This window comes from Streptomyces lothianensis, assembly GCF_047779955.1.
Lineage (GTDB): Bacteria > Actinomycetota > Actinomycetes > Streptomycetales > Streptomycetaceae > Streptomyces.
The window spans coordinates 85,311-106,502 of the sequence record NZ_JBLMKT010000078.1; the positions used below are offsets into that span (position 1 = coordinate 85,311).

A 21,192-nucleotide genomic window follows, 5' to 3' on the forward strand; every position below is an offset into this window, starting at 1 on the left:
GTGCCGAGTCCGGCACGCGCGGAGTCCGGCACGCGCGGAGTCCGGCATGCGCCGAGGTCGGCCCACACTCGGTCCGGTATGCGCCGAGGCGCGCGCGTGTGCGCCGAGCGGTGAGGGGCGGGACGGCACAGGGAGTTCCGCCCCGCCCCTCACCGGGTCCTTCCTCAGCCGCGGCCGCGTGCCCGGGACAGGACGATGGCCCCGCCGCCCAGGCCGAGCAGCAGTACAGCGCCGCCCGCGATGAGCGGTGTGGCGGTGCTTCCGCCGGTCGCGGCCAGGTCCTGCTGCTGCGGTTCGGCGGCCGACTGCGCCGTCACGCCCGAGGTCCTGCCCTCGTCGTCCGACGTGCCGTCCTGAGCCGTGCTGCTGCTGTCCTCCGTCTCACCGGTCGGCTGCTCGGTGCCCGGGGGCGCGCCCTTCGGGGACTCGCAGGAGGCCTCCGCCAGGGTGATCGCGCCCTCGACCTCGGCCACGTTGAGGTCCAGCGGGTCGACGGAGACCTCGAGTTCGAGGGCGGCGGCCGCGGCGGTCGTGGAGGTGGTGTGCGTCTTCGAGAGCGTCAGCGTCACCTTGCCGATCTTCGGCACGTCGACCTCGGTCACCCCGCCCGAGGAGAGCGTGACCTTCTTGCCGAGCACGGTCACCGCGCCCAGCACGTTCGCCTCGGCCACCGGTCGGCTGCCCGCCTCGCAGACCGCCTTCGAGCTGACCTTCTCCACCTTGATCAGGGAGAGCAACGGCAGCCCCGGGACATGGACCCTGGCCTGCGCGAGATTGCTGGAGGCCTCGGCCCTGTCCCGGTCGGCGGTGGCCTTCGCCGTGGCCACGTCGGCGCGCAGCAGATGGACCGGCCCGCCCTGCTCGACCCCGTCGAGCCGTACGGTGAGCGCGGTCTTCTCGGCGGTCGCGGGCGCCTGGACCGCGTTGAGACTCGCTTCGAGGGGGACGTGCACGGTCTTGTCGAGCAGTCCGACGTCGAGCCGGGTGCGGAGCACGGCCGCGCTCGCCTTGCCCTCGTCGCCCGTGGCATGGGCGGGTACGGCGGCGGCGAGGGCCACGGGACCGGTGGCCAGGAGGCTGGCCGCGGTCGTCGCGGCGAGCCTGCGTGCGGGCATGCGGAAGGTCTTGCTGTTCACGGTGGTGGAACCCCCAGGGAGACATGGGAGCCGTCGGCGCACGCGGAACTTCCGGGACATGCGCCGCGCCGACGGCCTCGACACCGAGGAGTTTTACGTACGGAGAGTGAACCGGCAGCAGCGTGGCGTGAGTTCACTCGTACGTGGCGTTTCCGACCCTGGGTTCGATTTCAGGGGCGTATCAAAGGCGTGGGCGCGCTCCGCGCGTCACCCGTGTCACCCGTGTCACCGACACGGCCCGAACAGCGAGCGAATACGCCGGTCGACGCGCCCGCGTACGCCTTGGAGTGCCCAACGAGCAGCACACTCCGATGGTCACGTTCCGTCAACGCGATGCGATACGGCGGGTCTCAGCCCACCACAACCCCGTTGAGCACCACCCGCCGCGGAGCAGCAAGCACCCGTACGTCCGCCCGCGGGTCCGCCTCGTAGACCACCAGGTCGCCGGGCGCCCCCTCGGCGAGGCCGGGGCGGCCGAGCCACTCGCGGGCGCCCCAGGTGGCCGCGGACAGCGCGTCGACGGCGGGGATGCCGGCGGTCACGAACTCCTCGACCTCGGCGCCCGCGAGCCCGTGCGCCAGCGATCCGCCCGCGTCGGTGCCGACGAACACGGGCACCCCGGCGTCGTAGGCCGCCCGTACGGTGTCGTAGCGCCGCTCGTGGAGGCGCCGCATGTGGTCGGCCCAGATGGGGAACTTGCTGTCGCCCTGCTCGGCGAGTTTCGGGAACGTGGCGATGTTCACCAGCGTGGGCACGATCGCCACGCCGCGCTCGGCGAAAAGCGGGATGGTCTCCTCGGTGAGGCCCGTCGCGTGCTCGATGCAGTCGATGCCCGCCTCCACGAGGTCAACCAGGGAGTCCTCGGCGAAGCAGTGGGCGGTGACCCGGGCGCCGAGCCGGTGCGCCTCGGCGATGGCATCGCGCAGTGCGGAGGCGGGCCAGCAGGCGCCGAGGTCGCCGGAGGAGCGGTCGAGCCAGTCGCCGACGAGCTTGACCCAGCCGTCGCCGCGCTCGGCCTCCTGGGCGACGTACGCGACAAGGTCCTCGGGCTCGATCTCGTGGGCGTAGTTGCGGATGTAGCGGCGGGTGCGGGCGATGTGCCGCCCGGCCCTGATGATCTTCGGCAGGTCCTCGCGCTCGTCGATCCAGCGGGTGTCGGAGGGCGATCCCGCATCGCGGATGAGCAGGGTGCCGGCCTCTCGGTCGGTGAGCGCCTGTTCCTCGGAGACCTCGTCGGGGACCGGCCCGTGGGCGTCGAGCCCGACATGGCAGTGCGCGTCGACCAGGCCGGGCAGCGCCCAGCCCTCGACGGTGGTCACCTCGTGATCGCCGACGGGCCGCTCGTAGGAGATCCTTCCCCCGATCACCCACAGCTCGTCCCGCACGTCCTCGGGCCCGACGAGGACCCGCCCCTTCACCCGCAGCACTGTCGCCTGATCGCTCATGTACGCAGCGTAGAACCCACTGGGTACGCTCGGACCGGCATCCCCTTGCCGACTCTGTATCCGCCACGCAGCAGGCGCCGCGGCCCGTCGGCCGCCGCCCCGTCCACCGGAGAGCACCACCATGACGCGCGAGACGCACCCCTTCCTCGACCTGGCGCCGATGAGCGCCGCCGAGTTCGCCGCGATCGAGGACAAGGTGGCGCGGCTGCTGCGCACCCGGCAGGACGTGGTGATCATGCAGGGCGAGGCGCTGCTCCCCCTGGAGGCCTGCATCCGCTCGGCCGCCAGGCCCGGCACGGTGGCCCTGAACGTGATCACCGGTCCGTACGGGCAGACCTTCGGCAACTGGCTGCGCGACTGCGGCGCCGAGGTGATCGATCTCGCCGTGCCCTTCCACACGGCGGTGACGCCCGCGCAGATCAAGCAGACCCTGGCCGACCGCCCGGAGATCGACTTCGTCTCCCTCGTGCACGCGGAGGCCGCGACCGGCAACACCAATCCGGTCGCGGAGATCGGTGCGGTGGTACGGGAGCACGGAGCGCTGTTCTACGTGGACGCCGTCGCCTCGGTGGGCGCGGAGCCGCTGCTGCCCGACGCCTGGGGCGTGGACCTGTGCGTGATCGGTGCGCAGAAGGCCATGGGCGGGCCCGCGGGTGTGTCGGCGGTCTCGGTGAGCGAGCGGGCGTGGCAGCGGTTCGCGGAGAATCCGCGGGCGCCGCGGCGCTCCTACCTCTCGCTCCTCGACTGGAAGGAGCGCTGGCTCGACGGCGGCCGCAAGGCGCTGCCGCATGCTCCGGCGCAGCTGGAGATGCTGGCGCTCGGTGCGTGCGTGGACCGGATCGAGGCCGATCCGCAGGGCGGCCCGGACGCGGTGATGGCACGGCATGCGCAGGCCGCGCGCGCGGTGCGTGCGGGTGCGGCCGCCGCGGGGCTTGCGCCGTATGTGCACGAGGCGAGGGACGCGGCCCCGGTGGCCACCACCCTGCGCACGCCGGAGGGCGTGGACGCCTCGGCGGTGGTGGCGGAGGCGCTGGCTGTGGATCCGGCGCTGCCGTTGGCTGCGGGCGGCGGGGCGCTCGCGCGGGAGATGATCCGCGTCAACCACTACGGGCCCGATGCCCGTGATGCGGTCGTGGAGCGTGTGCTCGCCGTGCTGGGGGACGCGGTGCACAAGGTGCGCAAGTCCTGAAAGCGGCAGCATTAAACAGCCCTTTGGGGTGCGCGAATTGAATTTAGAATTCGCTAAAACGGGAAGCACGCAGACGCGTAGCTTCCCGTTTTGCTTCTGCCCGCTTTCCCGGAACCTAAACACGGAGGTTTCAACGACACCTCAGCTCCGTGATGGACTTGTGACCGACTCCACACCGCGCCCGCTTTGCCCCGTAAGACCCCCACAAAATGGGGCATCTCGCCGGGCCTCGCCCGCGCGTATAACAGATCGCGCCGGTTTGCGTAACCCCTGAGCCCCGTGCGATTTCAATTTCCTCTCGGTAAATTCGGTATACATGACCACTGCACAGGAATTCCGGCTCGACAGCCCCGCTGTGAAGGACGGGGCAGCACTGTGGCGTATCGCCCGTGACTCGAAGACGCTCGATCTGAACTCGTCGTACAGCTATCTGCTCTGGTGCCGTGATTTCGCCGGCACTTCGGTGGTGGCCCGGGACGAGCACGGCGAACCGGCGGGCTTCATCACCGCGTACGTCCGCCCCGAGCGCCCGCAGACGCTGCTCGTCTGGCAGGTCGCCGTGGACTCCGCGCACCGCGGCCGCGGCCTGGCCTCGACGCTCCTGGACGGACTCGTCCGCAGGGTCGCCGCCTCGCACGGGATACGTCGGCTCGAGACCACCATCACGCCGGGGAACACCGCCTCCGAGCGGCTGTTCACCTCCTTCGCCGAGCGCCACGGCGCCACGGTGGAGAACGAGGTGCTCTTCAGCGCCGAGGAGTTTCCCGACGGCAGTGCCCATGACCCCGAAGTGCTTTACCGCATCGGCCCCCTGCGGGCCGAATCCGCTGACGCCGACGCCGGCGACCTCTCCTGAAGGAGTACCTGTGACCATCACCCAGCCCGACCTCAGTGTCTTCGAGACCCTCGAGTCGGAGGTGCGCAGCTACTGCCGCGGCTGGCCCACCGTCTTCGACCGCGCCCAGGGCAGCAAGATGTACGACGAGGACGGCCACGAGTACCTCGACTTCTTCGCCGGCGCCGGATCGCTCAACTACGGGCACAACAACCCGGTCCTCAAACGCGCGCTGATCGACTATCTGGAGCGCGACGGGGTCGTCCACGGCCTCGACATGTCGACCTCCGCCAAGCGCGCCTTCCTGGAGACCTTCCAGGAGACGGTCCTGCGCCCGCGTGACCTGCCGTACAAGGTCATGTTCCCCGGCCCGACGGGCACCAACGCCGTGGAGTCGGCGCTGAAGCTGGCCCGCAAGGTCAAGGGCCGCGAGTCGATCGTCTCGTTCACGAACGCCTTCCACGGCATGTCGCTCGGCTCGCTCGCCGTGACCGGCAACGCCTTCAAGCGGGCCGGTGCCGGTATCCCGCTGGTGCACGGCACCCCGATGCCCTTCGACAACTACCTCGACGGGCAGACCCCGGACTTCATCTGGTTCGAGAGCCTCCTGGAGAACTCCGGCTCGGGCCTCAACCACCCCGCCGCCGTAATCGTCGAGACGGTGCAGGGCGAGGGCGGCATCAACGTGGCGCGCGCCGAGTGGCTGCGCAAGCTCGCGGACGTCTGCAAGCGCTGGGACATGCTCCTGATCGTCGACGACATCCAGATGGGCTGCGGCCGCACCGGCGGCTTCTTCTCCTTCGAGGAGGCCGGCATCGTCCCGGACATCGTCACGGTGTCCAAGTCGATCTCCGGCTACGGCCTTCCCATGTCGCTCTGCCTGTTCAAGCCGGAGCTCGACCTGTGGGAGCCGGGCGAGCACAACGGCACCTTCCGCGGCAACAACCCCGCCTTCGTCACGGCCGCCGCCGCTCTCAGCGCGTACTGGGCGGACGGCGAGATGGAGAAGCAGACCCTCGCCCGCGGCGAGCAGGTCGAGCAGGCCATGAGCGCGATCCGCGCCGAGCACCCCGAGGCCACCCGCGAGTACCGCGGCCGCGGTCTGGTGTGGGGCCTGGAGATGACCAAGCCCGAGGACGCCTCGAAGGTCGCCCGCCGCGCCTTCGAACTGGGGCTCCTGATCGAGACCTCCGGCCCGGAGGGCGAGGTCGTCAAGCTGCTTCCGGCGCTCACCATCACCGCCCAGGAGCTCGACGAGGGCCTGCGCATCCTGGCCCGCGCCATCCGCGAGACGGTCTGAGCAACTCGGTCGGCCGCTCGCAGCGACCCACTCGGCCGCTCCGAAGCCACCCCGTGGCCGCTCCCGTCCGTACGGAGCGGCCACGCCCGTGTACACGTAACAGAGAAGGAAGCCCCACCGTGATCGTCCGCTCGTTCCAGGAGATCGAAGGCACCGACCGGCATGTGAAGTCCGCGTCCGGCACCTGGGAGTCCAAGCGCATCGTGCTCGCCAAGGAGCGCGTGGGCTTCTCACTGCACGAGACCACCCTGTATGCAGGTACCACCACCTCGATGTGGTACGCGAACCACATCGAGGCCGTCGTCTGCATCGAGGGCGAGGCCGAACTGACCAATGACGAGACCGGCGAGAAGCACACCATCACGCCCGGCGTGATGTACCTGCTCGACGGGCACGAGAAGCACACCATGCGGATCAAGCAGGACTTCCGCTGTCTGTGCGTCTTCAACCCGCCGGTCACCGGCCGCGAGGACCACGACGAGAACGGGGTCTACCCCCTGCTCACCGAGCCCGATCCCGTCTGATCCAGCGGCAGCGCACGAACCGCACCAAGCGGTAACTCCCGAACCGCACCAAGGGACCTCATGAGGAACCGTACGTAAGGAGAGGAAGGCACCACCATGACCACCGCACCCGAACGGACCGACCTGTACCCCACCCGCGGCAAGACCGAGGTGCTGACCGAGCGGAAGGACCCGGTCGTGTGGTCCTCGCCGGGGGCGCCGGGGCCGATGTCGCAGGAGGAGCTGGCAGGGTTCGAGCGGGACGGGTTCCACGCGATCGAGCAGCTCATCACGCCCGACGAGGTCGGCGTGTACGCGGGTGAGCTGCAGCGTCTGATGTCGGATCCGGAGATCCGCGCCGACGCGCGCTCGATCGTGGAGCCGAGGTCGCAGGAGATCCGCTCGGTCTTCGAGGTCCACCGGATCAGCGAGCTGTTCGCGCGCCTGGTGCGCGACGAGCGCGTCGTCGGGCGGGCACGCCAGATCCTGGGCTCGGACGTCTACGTCCACCAGTCGCGGATCAACGTGAAGCCGGGCTTCGGCGCCACCGGATTCTACTGGCACTCGGACTTCGAGACGTGGCACGCCGAGGACGGTCTGCCGAACATGCGAACCGTGTCGGTCTCGATCGCGCTGACCGAGAACTACGACACCAACGGCGGGCTCATGATCATGCCGGGCTCGCACAAGACGTTCCTCGGCTGCTCGGGTGAGACGCCCAAGGACAACTACAAGAAGTCGCTGCAGATGCAGGACGCGGGCACGCCCTCCGACGAGACGCTGACCCGGTTCGCCGACGCGCACGGCATCCGGCTGTTCACCGGCAAGGCCGGCTCGGCGACGTGGTTCGACTGCAACGCGATGCACGGTTCGGGCGACAACATCACGCCGTACCCGCGCTCGAACGTCTTCATCGTGTTCAACAGCGTGGAGAACACGGCCGAGGAGCCCTTCGCGGCTCCGATCCGCCGCCCCGAGTTCATCGGGGCGCGGGACTTCACTCCGGTTCGGTGAGGACTCCGGTGAAGTAGGGCCTGCGCACACGGCCGGGCGGCACGTTCCCCTCTCCGGGGGCGTGTCGCCCGGCCGTTTCTGCGTGCGGGCGCCGGGTGGTGCGTTCTCAGCCGAGGAGCTCCAGGAGCCGGTCGACGTCCTGAGCGGAGTTGTACAGGTGGAAGGCGGCCCTCAGGTTCCCGGCCCGGTCGGAGACCTCGACACCCGCCGCGCTGAGCTGCGGCTGCCGCCGCCCGAGCCCGGGAACGGCCACGATGGCCGAGCCGGGCGCGTCGACCGGCGTGTGGCCGAGCGCGGCGAGACCCGCGCGGCAGCGTTCGGCGAGCGCCACGTCGTGGGCGTGCACCGCGGAGACACCGAGCTGCTCGATGACCTCGAGTCCGTGCCGGGCGGCCACGTACGAGTGGAGGCTGGGGCTGATGTCGAAGCGCCGGGCGGAGGCGGCGAACTCGGCGACCGGGCCGTAGCAGCTGTCCCAGGGCTGTTCGCCCGCCACCCAGCCTGCGAGCAGCGGGTTGAGCGAGGCGAAGAGCCCCGGGTCCTCTGGGGCGATGAAGAAGACGATGCCGCGGGGGCAGAGCAGCCACTTGTACGCGACGGCCACGACGTAGTCCGCATCGGCGACCGGCAGCCAGCCCGCCGACTGCGAGGCGTCCACGAGGGTTCGGGCGCCGTGGGCGCGGGCCGCGGCGGTGATCGCGGCCAGTTCGGCGATCCGGCCGTCGGCGGACTGGACGGAGCTCACGGCGACGAGCGCGGTGTCCTCCCGCACCTCCTCGGCGAGGGCTTCGAGGGCGACCGTGCGGATCTTCAGATCGCTCCGCATGTGGAAGGGGTTGACGAGGGAGGCGAAGTCGCCTTCGGCGACCAGGACTTCGGCCCCCTCGGGCAGCGATGCGGCGATCACCGCCACGTACTCGGTGACCGAGGATCCCAGAGCGACCCGTTCCACGGGCACCCCGGCGATCCGGGCGAAAGCGGCACGGCTTGCTTCCATGTCGGCCCACATGTCCGTCGGGCGCCCGGCGGCGGAGGCGGCGACCGCTTCCTGCAGCGCGTGCACCGCGGGCTGCGGGAGCAGGCCGAAACTTGCGGTGTTGAGGTGGGTGGTGACCGGGGCGAAGAGGCTGGGTGCGAGGGTCTGCATGCCCCCACTCTGCGCGTCGCTCAACTCCCCGTCCATTGCGGAGTTTTGCAGGTCATACCCAAGCAATGCTTATGCATGGGCGCCCACCAGCGACGATACGGCCGGGTGGGCGCCCTTTCGCCTTCCGGGAACTCAGGCCTGCGGGACCGCGCAGCCCTCCGGACCGCAGGCGTCCGCGTCGTCCTGGCCGATGACGGCGAGCGGTGGACGTTCGCCCCAGGCCTGCTGCAGGGCCTGCGTGAAGACCTCGGCGGGCTGGCCGCCGGAGATGCCGTACCTGCGGTCGAGGACGAAGAACGGCACGCCGCTCGCGCCGAGTTCGGCGGCCTCGCGCTCGTCGGCGCGTACGGCATCGGCGTAGGCGCCCTCGTCGGCGAGCACCTCGCGTGCCTCGGTCTCGTCGAGGCCGGCCTCGACGGCGAGGGCAAGCAGGACCTCGGGGTCGTAGACGGAGCGCTCCTCGGCGAAGTTGGCGCGGTAGGCGAGGTCGAGCAGCGCGTCCTGGCGCCCGCGGTCCTTCGCGAGGTGCAGGAGGCGGTGGATGTCGAAGGTGTTGCCGTGATCGCGGCCCTCGGTCAGATAGCCGAGGCCCTCGTCGTGCGCGTTGGCGGCGACGTGCTCCTCCATGGCGCGGGCCTCGTCGAGGCTGCGGCCGTACTTCTTCGCGAGCAAGTCGATCACGGGAGCGGTCTCGCCCTTGGCCCGGTTCGGGTCGAGCTCGAAGGAACGGTGCACGATCTCGACGTCGTCGCGGTGTGCGAAGGCGGCCAGGCCGTCCTCGAAGCGCTTCTTGCCGATGTAGCACCAGGGGCAGGCGATGTCGCTCCAGATCTCCACGCGCATGGGTGATTCTCCAGGTCAGGGGTTGCTCGGGTCATGGCTCGGGTCATGTGGATGAACGTTGAACCACTGCGGTTCATTCCCTGCCGGATGCCCGCGGCGACGAGCCTGCCGGGCTTCGGAGCCGTTCGGTAGGGTGAACGGCGTCCTCGCAGGTGAATCGCCGTGCTCCGGCGGGCACGCTGCGGTAGCAGATGATCAAGGACGCGCTGCCCGGCGCGCGCGACCGTGGCTGCCCTCGCCATCCGGAGGCTCCGATGTTCACCGACGCCACCGAGCCCCTGGGCGAGACCGCCCTGCGCCCGGTCCACCCCAGCGATCTGCCCGTCTTCTTCCGCCAGCACAACGACCCCGAGTCGATGCGCACCGCCGCCTTCGTCTCTCCCAGGTCCGGCGACTGGGACCTCTTCGAGGCGCACTGGAAGCGGATCACCTCAGGCCCCGATGTCGTACGCACGGTCCTGCTCGACGGCGATGTGGTCGGCAGTACGGCGGTGTACGGGGAGCCCGGGGACCTGCAGGTCACGTACTGGATCGACCGTGCCTACTGGGGCCGCGGGCTCGCCACGGCCGCACTGCGCGCCGTGATCGCCGAGGTCACCGAGCGCCCGCTGCACGCCAGGGCCGCGGCCGACAACCTGGGCTCGATCCGGGTCCTGGAGAAGTGCGGCTTCGTGCGGACCGGTCACGAGCGCGGGTTCGCGCACGCGCGTGGTGCGGAGATCGAGGAAGTGGTGCTCCGCCTGGACGGGTGAGCGCAGCCCGTCGTCCCGTGCGTCTCCCGGGCCCGTCGTCCCGTGCGTCTCCCGGGCCCGTCGTCCCGGGCGTCTCCCCCGCGCGGCGGAGGCGGATCGTCTGCGGGCAGGACGGCGGCGCGGCGCCCGGACGGGACGCTGGTGCCATGACGACCTCACAGCTCAACGCCGATTCCGCGCCCGCGCCCGCACCCGGACGCGCCGCCAAGGCGCTGCGCATCCTCGCGATCGCCGCATGCGCCCCGTACCTCTCGCTCAAGGTGAGCTGGATCCTCGGCGGCCGGACCGGCATCCCCGAGGGCAGCGCCCTGCTCGACCACCCCACCACGATGGTGATCGCCAACACGGCCACCGTCCTGATGGACGCCTGTGTGATCGTGCTGGCCCTGCTGCTCACGCAGGCCTGGGGGCTGCGGGTCAGGGCCTGGCTGCTCGTGCTGCCGATGTGGGCGGCGACCGGGCTGCTCGTGCCGATCATGGCCGGGTTCCCGGTGCAGCTGCTGATCCAGCTCCTCGGCGGCAGTGTGCGCACCCAGTCCGCCGACGAACCCTTCCTCGACTCCTGGGTGTTCTCCGTGGTGTACGGCGGGTTCATCCTCCAGGGCCTGGCCCTCGGCGGCCTGTTCGTGGGCTATGCCCGCCGACGCTGGGGCCACGTATGGCGCGGCCGCCTGGCCGAGCTGACGCCCGGCCGCAAGGGTGCCGCCGTCGCGGCCGCCGTCTTCGCCGTGCTGCCGGTGAGCACCCACCTGATGTGGGCCTTCGGCGCCACCACGGGCCTGAGCACCGCGATGGTCGACGACCGCGCCGGCGACTTCCACGCCCTCGAGGCGCTGAACGCCCTCTACCCGCTCGCCGCCGTCACCGGCGCACTCCTGCTCGCCTTCCGCCTCGCCCCCGGGCTCGGGCTGCGGCTCCCGCTCGCCCTGGTCTGGGTGGGCTCGGCCGCCACGGCCTGCTGGGGCGGCTGGCTGCTGCTCGCGGCGCTCACGACCGCGGACACGTCCGAAGGCCCCACGGCCCTGATGCTGCTCACCTACGCTGGGTCCGTGATCACCGGGGTGCTCGTGCTGCTGACCGGGGCGCACCATGCCCGGCGGCGGATGCCGCGGACCGCCGTACGGGACGGGGCGCCGGCGGTACGGGACGGGGCGCCGGAAACCCCCGCGCCGAGCAAGGCCCCCGCACACACCGGGTCCGCCCTGTGACCCTTCGCACACTCACCGGGGCGCTGCTCGGCCGCCGGGCCCGGCTGCGCTGGGTCCATCTGGTCCTGGGCGGCGCCCTGCTGATGCCGTTCTGGCTGGTGGCCACCGTCATCGTGGGCCCGCTCCTGGGCGAGCGGTCCGTGCTCGGCGGCTCCCTCACGGCCCAGCTCGCGGCGTACGCCCTGGCGCTCCCGCTGGCCGCGGTCGTGGGTCTCTTCCCCTTCGTACGGCCGCTGTCGGTGGCCATGGCGCGGGCGCTGTGCGGGGTGGACGGGGAGCGTTTCGCGGACGGTCCGGGGCACGGCGCGGCCACGCGGCGGCGTACGTCGGGCTGGTTCACGCTGCATGTGGGCGTGGGCGGGCTGCTCAGCGGGGCCATGCTCGCGCTGCCGCCGTTCGCGGTCACCGTGATCCTGCTGCCGTTCTCGGGCTCCGTACGCGAGTGGCTGGCGTTGCCCGCGGCGCTCGACGGGACCTGGGCGCGGGTGCTCGCGCCGTTCGCCGGGCTCGTGATGCTGATGCTCCTCGCGCTCGGCGCCAGCACCGCCGGGGCACTGCTCGCCCGGTGTGCGCCGCTGCTGCTCGGCCCCACCCCGGCCGACCGGCTCGCGGCCGCCGAGGAGCGCGCGGCGGAACTCGCGGTACGCAACCGGCTCGCCCGTGAGCTGCACGACTCGGTGGGTCATGCGCTGAGCGCCGTCTCGCTGCAGGCGGGCGCCGCGCGCCGGGTGCTCGACAGCGATCCCGGATTCGTACGCGAGGCGCTCGCGGCCATCGAGGACACGACACGGCGTACGGTCGGCGAACTCGACGCGGTGCTCGGTCTGCTGCGCGAGGGCGATGCCGCCACGAGGGCCCCCGCGCCCACACTCGCCCGCGACCTTCCGGGGCTCCTCGAACGCACCCGGGCCACGGGCACCCACGTCGCGGCCACGGTGGCCGTCGATCCGGCGGCGCTGCCCGCGCTGCTCTCGCGCGAGGCGTACCGGATCGTGCAGGAAGGCCTGGGCAATGCGCTGCGGCACGCCGCGGACGCGCCCGTGGAGCTGCGGATCGCCGCGGCAGGTGAGGAAGTGGAGATCGTGTTGGAGAACCCAGTGTCCCGGGCCGCCCAGGCCGCGTCCGCCCGCACGGGCGGCGGTCACGGCCTGAAGGGCATCGCCGACCGGGCCCGGCTGCTCGGCGGATCCGCGAGCGCGGGCCCCCAGGACGGGCCCGAGGGCGAGCTGTGGCGCCTCGAGGTACGGCTGCCGCTGACGGCGGACGGTGCCCGATGAGCGAACCCGCCACCCCGGACGGCCCCGCCATCCCGGGCGCCCCCGACACAGCCGACGATCCCGGCACCGCGGGCGATCCCGATACCGCGGGCGATCCCGGCGCCACGCCCCCGATCCGTATCGTGCTCGCCGACGACGAGCGCATGGTGCGCACCGCGCTGCGCGCGATCCTCGGCGCCGAGGCGGACATGGAGGTCGTCGGCGAGGCGGCGACCGGCGCCGAGGCGGTGTCCGTGGTGCGTGCCCTGCGTCCCGACCTGGTGCTCATGGACGTGCGGATGCCCGAGATCGACGGCATCCGCGCCACCGAGCAGCTGATCGGTTCGATGGCACAGCCGCCGCGGATCGTCGTCGTGACGACCTTCGAGAACGACTCCTACGTCTACGACGCCCTGCGCGCCGGAGCCTCCGGCTTCCTCCTCAAACGCGCCGATGCCGATCAGCTGGTGCGGGCGGTACGCACGGTGGCGGGCGGCGACTCGCTCCTGTTCCCCGCGGCCGTACGCGGCCTCGCGGCCGAACACGCGCACCGCGACCGGCCACGGCCGCCGTGGGTGGCGCGGCTCACGGACCGCGAGGCCGAGGTGCTGCGCCGGATGGCGACCGGTCTGAACAACGCCGAGATCGCCGGGCAACTGGGCGTGGGGCCCGCCACGGTCAAGACGCACGTGGCCGCGGTGCTGGCCAAGACGGGTGCGCGGGACCGCACCCAGGCGGTGATCGCGGCGTACGAGGCGGGGTTCGTCGGGACCTGATCATCCGGATCGCCCGGTTCATCCGGCCGCGGAAGATGAAGGTTCCCTGTGAATCCCGCCACCGGCGGAACGATCCGCTCCGGACGGTTCGTCCTTGAGAGTGATGAACAAGACGATCAGGCGCATCTCGGTCTTCACCCTGCTCCTCGTCCTGTCCCTCCTGGTGAGGGCGACGTGGGTGCAGTATTACGACGCCCGAGCCCTCGCCGACAGCAAGCACAACCGGCGCGCCACCATCGAGAAGTACGCCTACCCGATGGGCGGCATCATCGTGGGCGGCGAGGACATCACCGGCTCCACCCGCACCGCGGGCGGCGACCTCGCGTACCAGCGCACGTACAAGCACGGGAAGCTGTACGCGGCGGTCACCGGCTACAGCTCGCAGGTCTACGGCGCGACCCAGCTGGAGGGCATCTACGAGGACGTCCTCGACGGCACGGACACCCGCCTGAAGAACCCGCTCGACACCCTGACGAACAAGCGGGCCGATCCGGGTGACGTGATCACGACCATCGATCCGGCGGTGCAGAAGGCCGGGTACGAGGCGCTCGGCGACAAGAAGGGCGCCGCGGTCGCCCTCGACCCGCAGACCGGCGAGATCCTCGCGATGGTCTCGACGCCGTCGTACGATCCCTCGAAGATCGCCGGGTCCACGGACGGTGAGGCCTGGCAGCAGCTCACCGAGGACGAGGACAAGCCGCTGGTCAACCGGGCGATCCGGCAGCCGCTGCCGCCCGGCTCCACGTTCAAGCTGGTCGTCGCGGCGGCCGCGCTCGAGGACGGCCTGTACTCCTCGGTGGACGAGCGGACCGACAGCCCGTGGCCCTACAGGCTGCCCGGCAGCACGGCGACGCTCACCGCCGAGAACAAGTCCGCGCCCTGCAAGGACGCGGACATCCGCACCGCGCTGCAGTACTCCTGCAACAACGTCTTCGGCAAGATGGCCGTCGACCTCGGCCAGGACAAGGTCAGGGCGATGGCCGAGAAGTTCGGCTTCGGCGACCAGGAGCAGGACGTCCCCGTGCGCGCCCTGCCGAGCGTGTACCCGACCGGGATGGACGAGGCGCAGACCGCACTGACCGGCATCGGCCAGTTCGACGTCCAGGCCACCCCGCTGCAGATGGCCATGGTCACGGCGGCGATCGCGAACGGCGGCGAGCTCGTCGATCCGCACATGGTCTCCGAGGTGCAGGACGCCGACGGCTCGGTGCTGCAGAGCTTCGAGGACCCCGGCAGCGAACGGATCCTCAGCGCATCGGTGGCCGAGCAGCTGCAGTCCGCGATGCAGACGGTCGTCGACGAGGGCACCGGCAGCAATGCGCGGATCCCGGGCGCGACGGTCGGCGGCAAGACCGGTACGGCCCAGCACGGCGAGAACAACGAGGCCACCCCGTACGCCTGGTTCACCTCGTATGCGAAGGGCGGCGACGGCAAGGAGGTCGCGGTGGCGGTGCTCATCGAGGACTCCGGTGCCGCGCGCTCCGAGGTCGGCGGCAACCGGCTCGCGGCGCCGGTCGCGAAGGCGATGATGGAGGCGGCGCTGCAGGGCTGAGACGGGGGCGCCGGGCTCGGCGCTCCTGGTGGGCCTGGCGGCGGGGGCGCCATGTGTGGCGCTCCCGGTGGGCCTGGCGGCGGGGCGCCATGGGGTCGGCACTCCCGCCGCCAGGCCCCCCTGGGCCCCTCGCAGCACCCCTCAGTCGGCGACCCAGCCCGGATCGCGGCCGGAGAGTCCAAGGACGCGGTCCAGGAGAGGCGCGGAGGCGGGAACCGGGACGATCGGGCCGAAGATACCCTCGCGTTCGACGCCCTCCGGTGTGGCAGCCACCAGCTCGTACGCGATCTGCAGCGAGGCCGCGTCGGGCTCGTAGGGCAGGCCCGTGGCGCGGGCCAGGTCCCAGCCGTGCAGGACGAGTTCGTCCATCGCGACCTGCGCCGCGACCGGCGCCGGCAGGTCGACGCCGCCCACCTTGGTGAAACCCTCCCAGGCGGCCGGGTCGCGCCAGGCCTCCGCGAGCGCGTCCAGGTTCTTCGCCAGCTCCGCGCGCCAGCCGGGGCCGATGTCCGAGCCCGCCACATCGGGTGCGCTGTCGGCGGCGGGCCCGAGGTCCTTGCGCGCCGCGTCCCGGAACGCCGCGGCGAGCCCGATGAGATGGCCGAGCAGATTCCGTACGGCGAGCTCCGGGCAGGGCGTCGGCAGCTCGAATTGCGCCTCGGTGACCCGGTCGGCGAGCTCGGCGACGAGCCGGGTCTGGGCGGTGAAGTCGATGTCGGGCATGAGGCTCCTCAGGTCTACGGGCCGGTCGCTCTGCTCCACCAGTTCGGCGCTCCGCCGCAGCGGGTCGGCGGTCCGCCGCAGCGGGTCCGCGCTCCGCGCCGACGGTGACCGGCGTCGTAGGGGAGACCGGAGCCGGACCGGAAACTCATCGGTCCGAGGCCGGTCCAGGCCACTCGAAGCCGCTCAAGGCCGGCCTGAGGCCGCCCCGAGCCCGGGTCCGAGAGGTCTGAGGCCGGTCGAAGGCCGATCTGAGGCCGCGAATACGGCATCTGCCTTACGGCCCCGGCACGCACCCCCACGAACCTGTCCGCCATGACATGGACAACCGGCCGAGTCCTGCGCGACCGCAACGCCACCCTCTACCTCGGCGGCGTCCTGGTCTCCGGCTTCGGCTCCTCCGCGATGTGGCTGGTCAGCGGGGTGTGGGTGAAGGACCTCACCGGTTCGAACTCGCTTGCCGCCCTGGCCGGCTTCGCCCTGTGGCTCCCGGTCCTCGCCGGGCCCCTGCTGGGCACCCTGGCCGACCGGGTACCGCGTCGCCCCCTCCTGGTCCTGACGAACCTCGGCCTCGCGGCCCTCCTCATGTCCCTGCTCGCCGTCGACTCGGCGGAGCGGATCTGGCTCCTGTTCGCCGTACTCCTCGTCTATGGCGCCGCGGGGGTCGTGCACGACGCGGCGGAGGCGGCGCTCGTCGCCTCCGCCGTCGGCAAGGAGCTGCTCGGCGATTTCAACGGCCTGCGGATGACCGCCAACGAGGGCATGAAGCTCCTCGCCCCGCTCGCGGGCGCGGGCCTCTTCGCCGCGTACGGCGGCACACGGGTGGCGCTCCTCGACGCGCTCACCTTCGCGGCGGCGGCCGGGCTCTACACCCTGCTGCGGATCCGCGAGGAACCGCCCGCCCCGCCCACGGAGGGCTGGTGGCGGCGCAGCGCCGAGGGCGCACGCCATCTGTGGAAGCGGCCCGAACTGCGGCTGCTGACCCTGGCGGGCGGTTTCACGATGCTGCTTGCAGGCGTGAACGGCGCCCTGATCTTCGCGGTGGTCGACGAGGGACTCGACCGCTCCCCCGCCTCCGTCGGCGTGCTGTACGCGGTGCAGGGCGCCGGATCCGTCGCGGTGGGCCTCGTCTCGGGGCCGCTGCTGCGCCGCCTCGGCGAACGGGGCTTCGCGGCGGCCGGCCTGGGCCTGTTCTCGGTCGCGGTGGCGCTGCGGGCACTGCCGTACGACACAGCGGCCCTGGCCGCGAGCGCGGCGATCGGGATCGGACTGCCGGCCGTTCTGATCGCCGCACTCACGGCGGTGCAGAAGCAGACCCCTGACGAACTGCTCGGCAGGGCGGCGGCGAGCGCCAACACCCTGGTGTTCGCACCGAACGCACTGGCGCTCGGGGCCGGAGCGGGCCTGGTCGCCCTCGTCGATCACCGGCTGCTGCTCGTGGCGCTCGGCCTGGCGGGCCTGGCCGCCGTACCCTCCCTGCTGCGCGGGCCCCGGACACCCGAAATCCGTTGTACGCGCCCGCGCATCGCGCCCTAGGCTCCGCGCATGCCACGACCTCATGGATTCCGATACGAGCAGCAGAGCGACGGCAGCGTGACGATCACGCACCATGGACGGTCCGCCACGAAGCTGCGCGGTGCGCGGGCCCAGAAGTTCCTGGCCGAAGTGGGCTCCGGGGACGAGCAGTTGGTGATGGCCCGCTGGACCGGGGCGTACAAGATAGGCAACGAGCGCGTCGCCCGCAACCATCCGCGCAACCGGCGCTGACCTCGGCCGAGGCGCGCGGATGGTCACGGGCTAGGGTGACCGGCATGTTCTCGATGGTGCAGAACGTGGCGATCGACTGTGCGGATGCCCATGCCCTGGCGCGCTTCTGGAGCGAGGTGACGGGCTGTCCACTCGATCCGGACGCCGCGCCCGGCGATACGGCCGCTCAGATCCCCATACCCGAGGGCCCGTTCCTGTACTTCAACCAGGTCCCGGAGCCGAAGACCGTCAAGAACCGTGTCCACCTGTGCCTGCGCCCCTCCTCCTCCCGCGAGCCGGAGATCGAGCGCCTCATCGCCCTCGGCGCCACCTGGATCGCCGACCGCCGCGAGCCGGACGGCTCGGGCTGGGCCGTCCTCGCGGACCCCGAGGGCAACGAGTTCTGCGTGCTGCGCAGCACATCGGACCGGGCCGCACAGGCATCCGGCACTTCCGACACCTCCGCCACTCCGCAGACGGACTGACCTGCCGGGCGAACCCTTCGTCGGGTTCGCCCCGTCGGCCGCCGCAAGCCGACGCGAAGAGGCGGCCACGCGCGCCACGTGACCGCCCCTTGCCCGGCTGCCCGGCTGCCCGGCTGTCCGGCTGTCCGGCTGTCCGGCTGTCCGGCTGTCCGGCTGTCCGGCTGTCCGGCGACGAGCCGCTACAGCGCCTGCGCCGCCGGCTTGACCATGCCGCGTACCGTCCGCGATTTCACGAAGTCGCCCATCGCCGTCATCTCCCACTCGCCCGAGAACTGGCGGATGAGCTTGGCCATCATGACGCCCGTCTGCGGTTGGGCGTTCGTGAGGTCGAAGCGGACCAGTTCCTGGTCCGTGGCCGCGTCGATCAGGCGGCAGTAGGCCTGTGCGACCTCGGTGAACTTCTGGCCCGAGAAGGAGTTGACCGTGAAGACCAGGCCCGAGACCTCCTGCGGGAGGCGGCCCAGGTCGACGACGATGACCTCGTCGTCGCCGCCGCCCTCGCCCGTGAGGTTGTCACCGGAGTGCTTGATCGCACCGCCCAGGATCGAGAGCTTGCCGAAGTAGCAGCTGTCGATCTGCTTGCGGTCGGGGCCGTACGCGATCACCGAGGCGTCGAGGTCGATGTCCTTGCCGCGGTGGGCGGGCTCCCAACCGAGGCCCATCTTCACCTGGGACAGGAGCGGGCGGCCGCCCTTGACCAGGGACACGGTCTGGTTCTTCTGGAGGTTGACGCGCCCCTTGTCCAGGTTGATCTTCCCGGTGCCCGGGGCGGGGGCGGCGGGAGCCGCCGGGGGCGCGGCGGGCGGAGGCGTCTGGGCGGCCGCGGGCGGCGTCTGGGCCCAGGCGCGCGGATCCGGTGCCGCCGCGGCGGGCGGGGCCGGGGGCGCGGGCGGGGCCGCAGGTGCGGCCGGGGCGGGGGTGGCGGCCGTTTCCTCGTCCACCGACACACCGAAGTCCGTCGCGATCCCGGCGAGACCGTTGGCATAGCCCTGGCCCACCGCACGGGCCTTCCAGGCCCCGTTGCGCCGGTACACCTCGACGACCACCAGGGCCGTCTCGGCGCCGAGCTGCGGCGGGGTGAAGGTGGCGAGGACGCTGCCGTCGTCGGCATTGCGGATCGTGGCGGTGGGCTCGATGCCCTGGAAGGTCTGGCCCGCGGCATCGGGGCTCGCGGTCACGACGATCTTCTCGATGCCCGCCGGTACCGCGGCCGTGTCCACGGTGACCTTGTCGGGCGCGGTGCCGCCGCCCGACTGGTAGGTGACACCGGGGCCGGTGGGCTGGTTGAAGAAGATGAAGTCGTCGTCGGAGCGCACCTTGCCGTCGGCGGTGAGCAGCAGGCCCGAAACGTCGAGCCGCACCGGGGCGGCGACGTCCACCGACACGCGGACGGCGGAAAGCGGAATGTTCGAGCCAGGGGTCATAGCGGTCATGTCCGGGGTAACGATCGAGCCGGCTTTGCCGTTCCCTTACCTACGGACTTTCCTCCGTCCACCCACGGATTTCCTCCGTCCGCCGCCCGGCTTGCACCGGACGGCGGACCGAGGAGGCGGCGCGTTCACCCGCTCACGCGGCCCGCTCCCACGGCCAGTCCGCGTCCCGCCCCCGTTCGAGGAGCGGCACCATCCGGAACGCCGCGTCCGTCAGGCCGCCGAAGGTGTGGCGGTGCGGCGTCCCCGAGGGGCCGTGGCCCGCGCGGTATCCGGCGAGGTTCCAGGTGTAGACCGGCACATCCGCCGGCACCTGGGCCGTCGGATCGCCGTGGGCGCTGTACGTGTACTGCTCGTCGGTGACGATCAGGACCCGGTCGTGCCCGCGGTAGAACCGCCGGACGGCCGCGGTGGTGTCGGTGCCGCCCAGGTTGCCGAAGCGGTCGAGGATCTTGAGCACCGACTCGCCCGGCTTGAAGCTCACCGGCGCGCTGCCCGAACCGAACTGCACCAGATCCGCCCGCTCGGCCCGCAGCGCGAGCGCGGCGCCGAACACGGCGGCGCCGTCGGCCCGGCTGAGCCGGGAGCGGTCCGACATCTTCGAGTGGAACATCGAACCGGACCGGTCCACGAGGACCAGCGTGCGGCCGGGGAGCGCCGGCACCTGGCCCAGCGAGTGCCCGAGCGCCTGCTCCAGCGGGTACGACCAGCGCAGCGAGGGTGCGTGCCGGTACGCGGCCAGGTACCGGAACGGGAACTGCCGCGAGCGGCGTACCTGCTCCGGATCCGCGATCTTCGCGGCGACCCGCGCGGCGACCTTGTCCGAGACGCCCGCCTCGTCGAAGTTCCGCAGGTTGCGGACGAGCGCCATGGCGCCCATCGACGGGATCACGGCCTCCCAGGCGGCCTTGTCCATCGGCCCCTGCAGCCAGCCCGCGAGCGCCTCCCAGGTGAGGCCTGCCGCGGCGAGCCGCGCGGGCCCGTCGGGCCCGGTGACCACGGCGCGCCGCTCGCCGACGGGCAGCTCCATCAGCGCGCGGTGCGCGGCGAGGACCGGGAGGGACTCGGGCGCCACCGCGGTCTCGGGGCGGTGCCGGCGGTCGAGCGCGTACCGGAACAGGTCGCCCTGCCACGGCTTGTCCGGATCGGGCGTCGCGTGCACGAGGTTGAGGATGTCGCCGAAGCGGTAGCCCTTGCCCGGGGTGTCGTACTTGAGCAGGGACGTGCCGTGGTAGAGCCGCCGTACCGCGTCCGCGATACCGCGCTTGACGGGCTTGGGCACGGCGCGTCCGTACACCGAGGTCCAGTAGGCGAGCAGTTCGCCGGGCTCGTCGGGCCGCTGCAGGACCGAGGCGACGACCGAGCGGTTCGAGGGCCCGTCCGCGGCGCCCGCGTCGAGCCGCGCCTTCACGTACTCGGCGGCACCGACCAGCGAGGCGGTGCGCATATTGCCCTCGCCCCGCAGCCAGCCGAGCAGGCCCGCGGTCCAGCCCGGATCCTCGACGGCCAGCTCGCGCACGAGGCGCGCGAAGCGCTCGTCGCGGTCCGCGCCCGACTCGTAGAAGGTGCGCTGGGAGACGAGATTCGCGACGGCGAGCAGGAAGAGTTCGGAGCGCGCCTCCCTTTCGAAGCCACTGCCGCCCTCGAAGGTCCGCAGGGTGCGGCCGGTCGAGGTGACACGAGAAAGGCTGCTCGCCCGGATGGACCTGATGTTGAAACGCGCCATGAGAATTCCCCCGAATTCGCTGCTGTACGGAATGGGCACACGAGAGTTTCGGGGGCTTACGGCAAGGGGGTGCCCGAGGTCGAAGTCGACGACGGTGACGTTCAGATGCTCTGACCGATTGAGCTACAC

20 protein-coding genes are annotated in these 21,192 nt (G+C 71.8%); 13 read left to right on the forward strand and 7 right to left on the reverse strand.

What is annotated here, in order from left to right; genetic code table 11:
• Positions 1-164 precede the first annotated feature (164 nt).
• Together ACLF6P_RS28255 and ACLF6P_RS28260 are read right to left on the reverse strand one after the other, a co-directional pair.
• Positions 165-1,136, reverse strand: a complete 972-nt coding sequence (locus ACLF6P_RS28255) for an SCO1860 family LAETG-anchored protein (protein ID WP_415954167.1) — start codon at positions 1,134-1,136, stop codon at positions 165-167.
• A 350-nt stretch (positions 1,137-1,486) separates the two neighbouring features.
• Entirely contained in the window at positions 1,487-2,581 is a 1,095-nt protein-coding gene (locus ACLF6P_RS28260) for an amidohydrolase family protein (RefSeq protein WP_415954168.1), read from the reverse strand.
• A 121-nt stretch (positions 2,582-2,702) separates the two neighbouring features.
• Between ACLF6P_RS28260 and ACLF6P_RS28265 the strand changes: the two genes are divergently transcribed.
• From ACLF6P_RS28265 to thpD, 5 genes are all read left to right on the forward strand, one after another.
• The gene (locus ACLF6P_RS28265; RefSeq protein ID WP_415954169.1) at positions 2,703-3,770 is read left to right on the forward strand and encodes a pyridoxal-phosphate-dependent aminotransferase family protein; all 1,068 of its coding nucleotides are present in this window, start codon (positions 2,703-2,705) and stop codon (positions 3,768-3,770) included.
• 316 nt (positions 3,771-4,086) lie between these two features.
• Positions 4,087-4,626, forward strand: coding sequence for a diaminobutyrate acetyltransferase (gene ectA / locus ACLF6P_RS28270; RefSeq protein ID WP_415954170.1), 540 nt, complete (start codon positions 4,087-4,089; stop codon positions 4,624-4,626).
• A 10-nt stretch (positions 4,627-4,636) separates the two neighbouring features.
• Positions 4,637-5,905 carry a diaminobutyrate--2-oxoglutarate transaminase gene (gene ectB, locus ACLF6P_RS28275; RefSeq protein WP_415954172.1) on the forward strand — a complete coding sequence of 423 codons (1,269 nt, stop codon included), beginning with the start codon at positions 4,637-4,639 and terminating at the stop codon, positions 5,903-5,905.
• 119 nt (positions 5,906-6,024) lie between these two features.
• The gene (locus tag ACLF6P_RS28280; protein ID WP_415954173.1) at positions 6,025-6,429 is read left to right on the forward strand and encodes an ectoine synthase; all 405 of its coding nucleotides are present in this window, start codon (positions 6,025-6,027) and stop codon (positions 6,427-6,429) included.
• 96 nt (positions 6,430-6,525) lie between these two features.
• On the forward strand, positions 6,526-7,422 hold the full coding sequence (gene thpD / locus ACLF6P_RS28285) for an ectoine hydroxylase (protein WP_415954175.1): 897 nt from the start codon (positions 6,526-6,528) through the stop codon (positions 7,420-7,422).
• Between the two features lie 106 nt (positions 7,423-7,528).
• On the opposite strand, the gene ACLF6P_RS28290 is transcribed toward thpD, so the two are convergent.
• Positions 7,529-8,605 carry an aminotransferase class V-fold PLP-dependent enzyme gene (locus ACLF6P_RS28290; protein ID WP_415954176.1) on the reverse strand — a complete coding sequence of 359 codons (1,077 nt, stop codon included), beginning with the start codon at positions 8,603-8,605 and terminating at the stop codon, positions 7,529-7,531.
• 96 nt (positions 8,606-8,701) lie between these two features.
• Complete coding sequence (locus tag ACLF6P_RS28295; RefSeq protein ID WP_415954178.1) at positions 8,702-9,412, reverse strand: DsbA family oxidoreductase; 711 nt, start codon at positions 9,410-9,412, stop codon at positions 8,702-8,704.
• 254 nt (positions 9,413-9,666) lie between these two features.
• On the opposite strand from ACLF6P_RS28295, the gene ACLF6P_RS28300 reads away from it, so the two are divergent.
• From ACLF6P_RS28300 to ACLF6P_RS28320, 5 genes are all read left to right on the forward strand, one after another.
• Positions 9,667-10,164 (forward strand): GNAT family N-acetyltransferase, encoded by a 498-nt coding sequence (locus ACLF6P_RS28300; RefSeq protein ID WP_415954304.1) that lies wholly within the window; start codon positions 9,667-9,669, stop codon positions 10,162-10,164.
• A gap of 146 nt (positions 10,165-10,310) precedes the next feature.
• On the forward strand, positions 10,311-11,372 hold the full coding sequence (locus ACLF6P_RS28305) for a hypothetical protein (RefSeq protein ID WP_415954180.1): 1,062 nt from the start codon (positions 10,311-10,313) through the stop codon (positions 11,370-11,372).
• Positions 11,369-12,649, forward strand: a complete 1,281-nt coding sequence (locus ACLF6P_RS28310) for a sensor histidine kinase (RefSeq protein WP_415954182.1) — start codon at positions 11,369-11,371, stop codon at positions 12,647-12,649. Before ACLF6P_RS28305 ends, ACLF6P_RS28310 begins: the two co-directional genes overlap by 4 nt.
• Positions 12,646-13,404 carry a response regulator transcription factor gene (locus ACLF6P_RS28315; RefSeq protein WP_415954184.1) on the forward strand — a complete coding sequence of 253 codons (759 nt, stop codon included), beginning with the start codon at positions 12,646-12,648 and terminating at the stop codon, positions 13,402-13,404. The genes ACLF6P_RS28310 and ACLF6P_RS28315 overlap by 4 nt, the downstream gene beginning before the upstream one ends.
• Positions 13,405-13,507: 103 nt before the next feature.
• The gene (locus ACLF6P_RS28320) at positions 13,508-14,956 is read left to right on the forward strand and encodes a peptidoglycan D,D-transpeptidase FtsI family protein (RefSeq protein WP_415954186.1); all 1,449 of its coding nucleotides are present in this window, start codon (positions 13,508-13,510) and stop codon (positions 14,954-14,956) included.
• 141 nt (positions 14,957-15,097) lie between these two features.
• On the opposite strand, the gene ACLF6P_RS28325 is transcribed toward ACLF6P_RS28320, so the two are convergent.
• Positions 15,098-15,679, reverse strand: coding sequence for a TIGR03086 family metal-binding protein (locus ACLF6P_RS28325; RefSeq protein WP_415954187.1), 582 nt, complete (start codon positions 15,677-15,679; stop codon positions 15,098-15,100).
• A gap of 312 nt (positions 15,680-15,991) precedes the next feature.
• Here ACLF6P_RS28325 and ACLF6P_RS28330 point away from each other — a divergent pair, with 312 nt between their 5' ends.
• The 3 genes from ACLF6P_RS28330 to ACLF6P_RS28340 are packed head-to-tail and all read left to right on the forward strand — an operon-like array spanning position 15,992 to position 17,907.
• Positions 15,992-17,212: an MFS transporter gene (locus tag ACLF6P_RS28330; protein WP_415954189.1), complete on the forward strand. Its 1,221-nt coding sequence runs from the start codon at positions 15,992-15,994 to the stop codon at positions 17,210-17,212.
• 9 nt (positions 17,213-17,221) lie between these two features.
• On the forward strand, positions 17,222-17,443 hold the full coding sequence (locus ACLF6P_RS28335) for a hypothetical protein (protein ID WP_415954191.1): 222 nt from the start codon (positions 17,222-17,224) through the stop codon (positions 17,441-17,443).
• A 44-nt stretch (positions 17,444-17,487) separates the two neighbouring features.
• Positions 17,488-17,907 carry a VOC family protein gene (locus tag ACLF6P_RS28340; RefSeq protein WP_415954193.1) on the forward strand — a complete coding sequence of 140 codons (420 nt, stop codon included), beginning with the start codon at positions 17,488-17,490 and terminating at the stop codon, positions 17,905-17,907.
• Positions 17,908-18,086: 179 nt separating this feature from the next.
• Here the strand turns inward: ACLF6P_RS28340 and ACLF6P_RS28345 are convergent, their stop codons facing one another.
• Both ACLF6P_RS28345 and ACLF6P_RS28350 read right to left on the reverse strand, forming a co-directional pair.
• Positions 18,087-19,331 carry a TerD family protein gene (locus ACLF6P_RS28345; RefSeq protein WP_415954306.1) on the reverse strand — a complete coding sequence of 415 codons (1,245 nt, stop codon included), beginning with the start codon at positions 19,329-19,331 and terminating at the stop codon, positions 18,087-18,089.
• Positions 19,332-19,473: 142 nt separating this feature from the next.
• Complete coding sequence (locus ACLF6P_RS28350) at positions 19,474-21,063, reverse strand: TROVE domain-containing protein (protein ID WP_415954195.1); 1,590 nt, start codon at positions 21,061-21,063, stop codon at positions 19,474-19,476.
• Between the last annotated feature and the right edge of the window lie 129 nt (positions 21,064-21,192).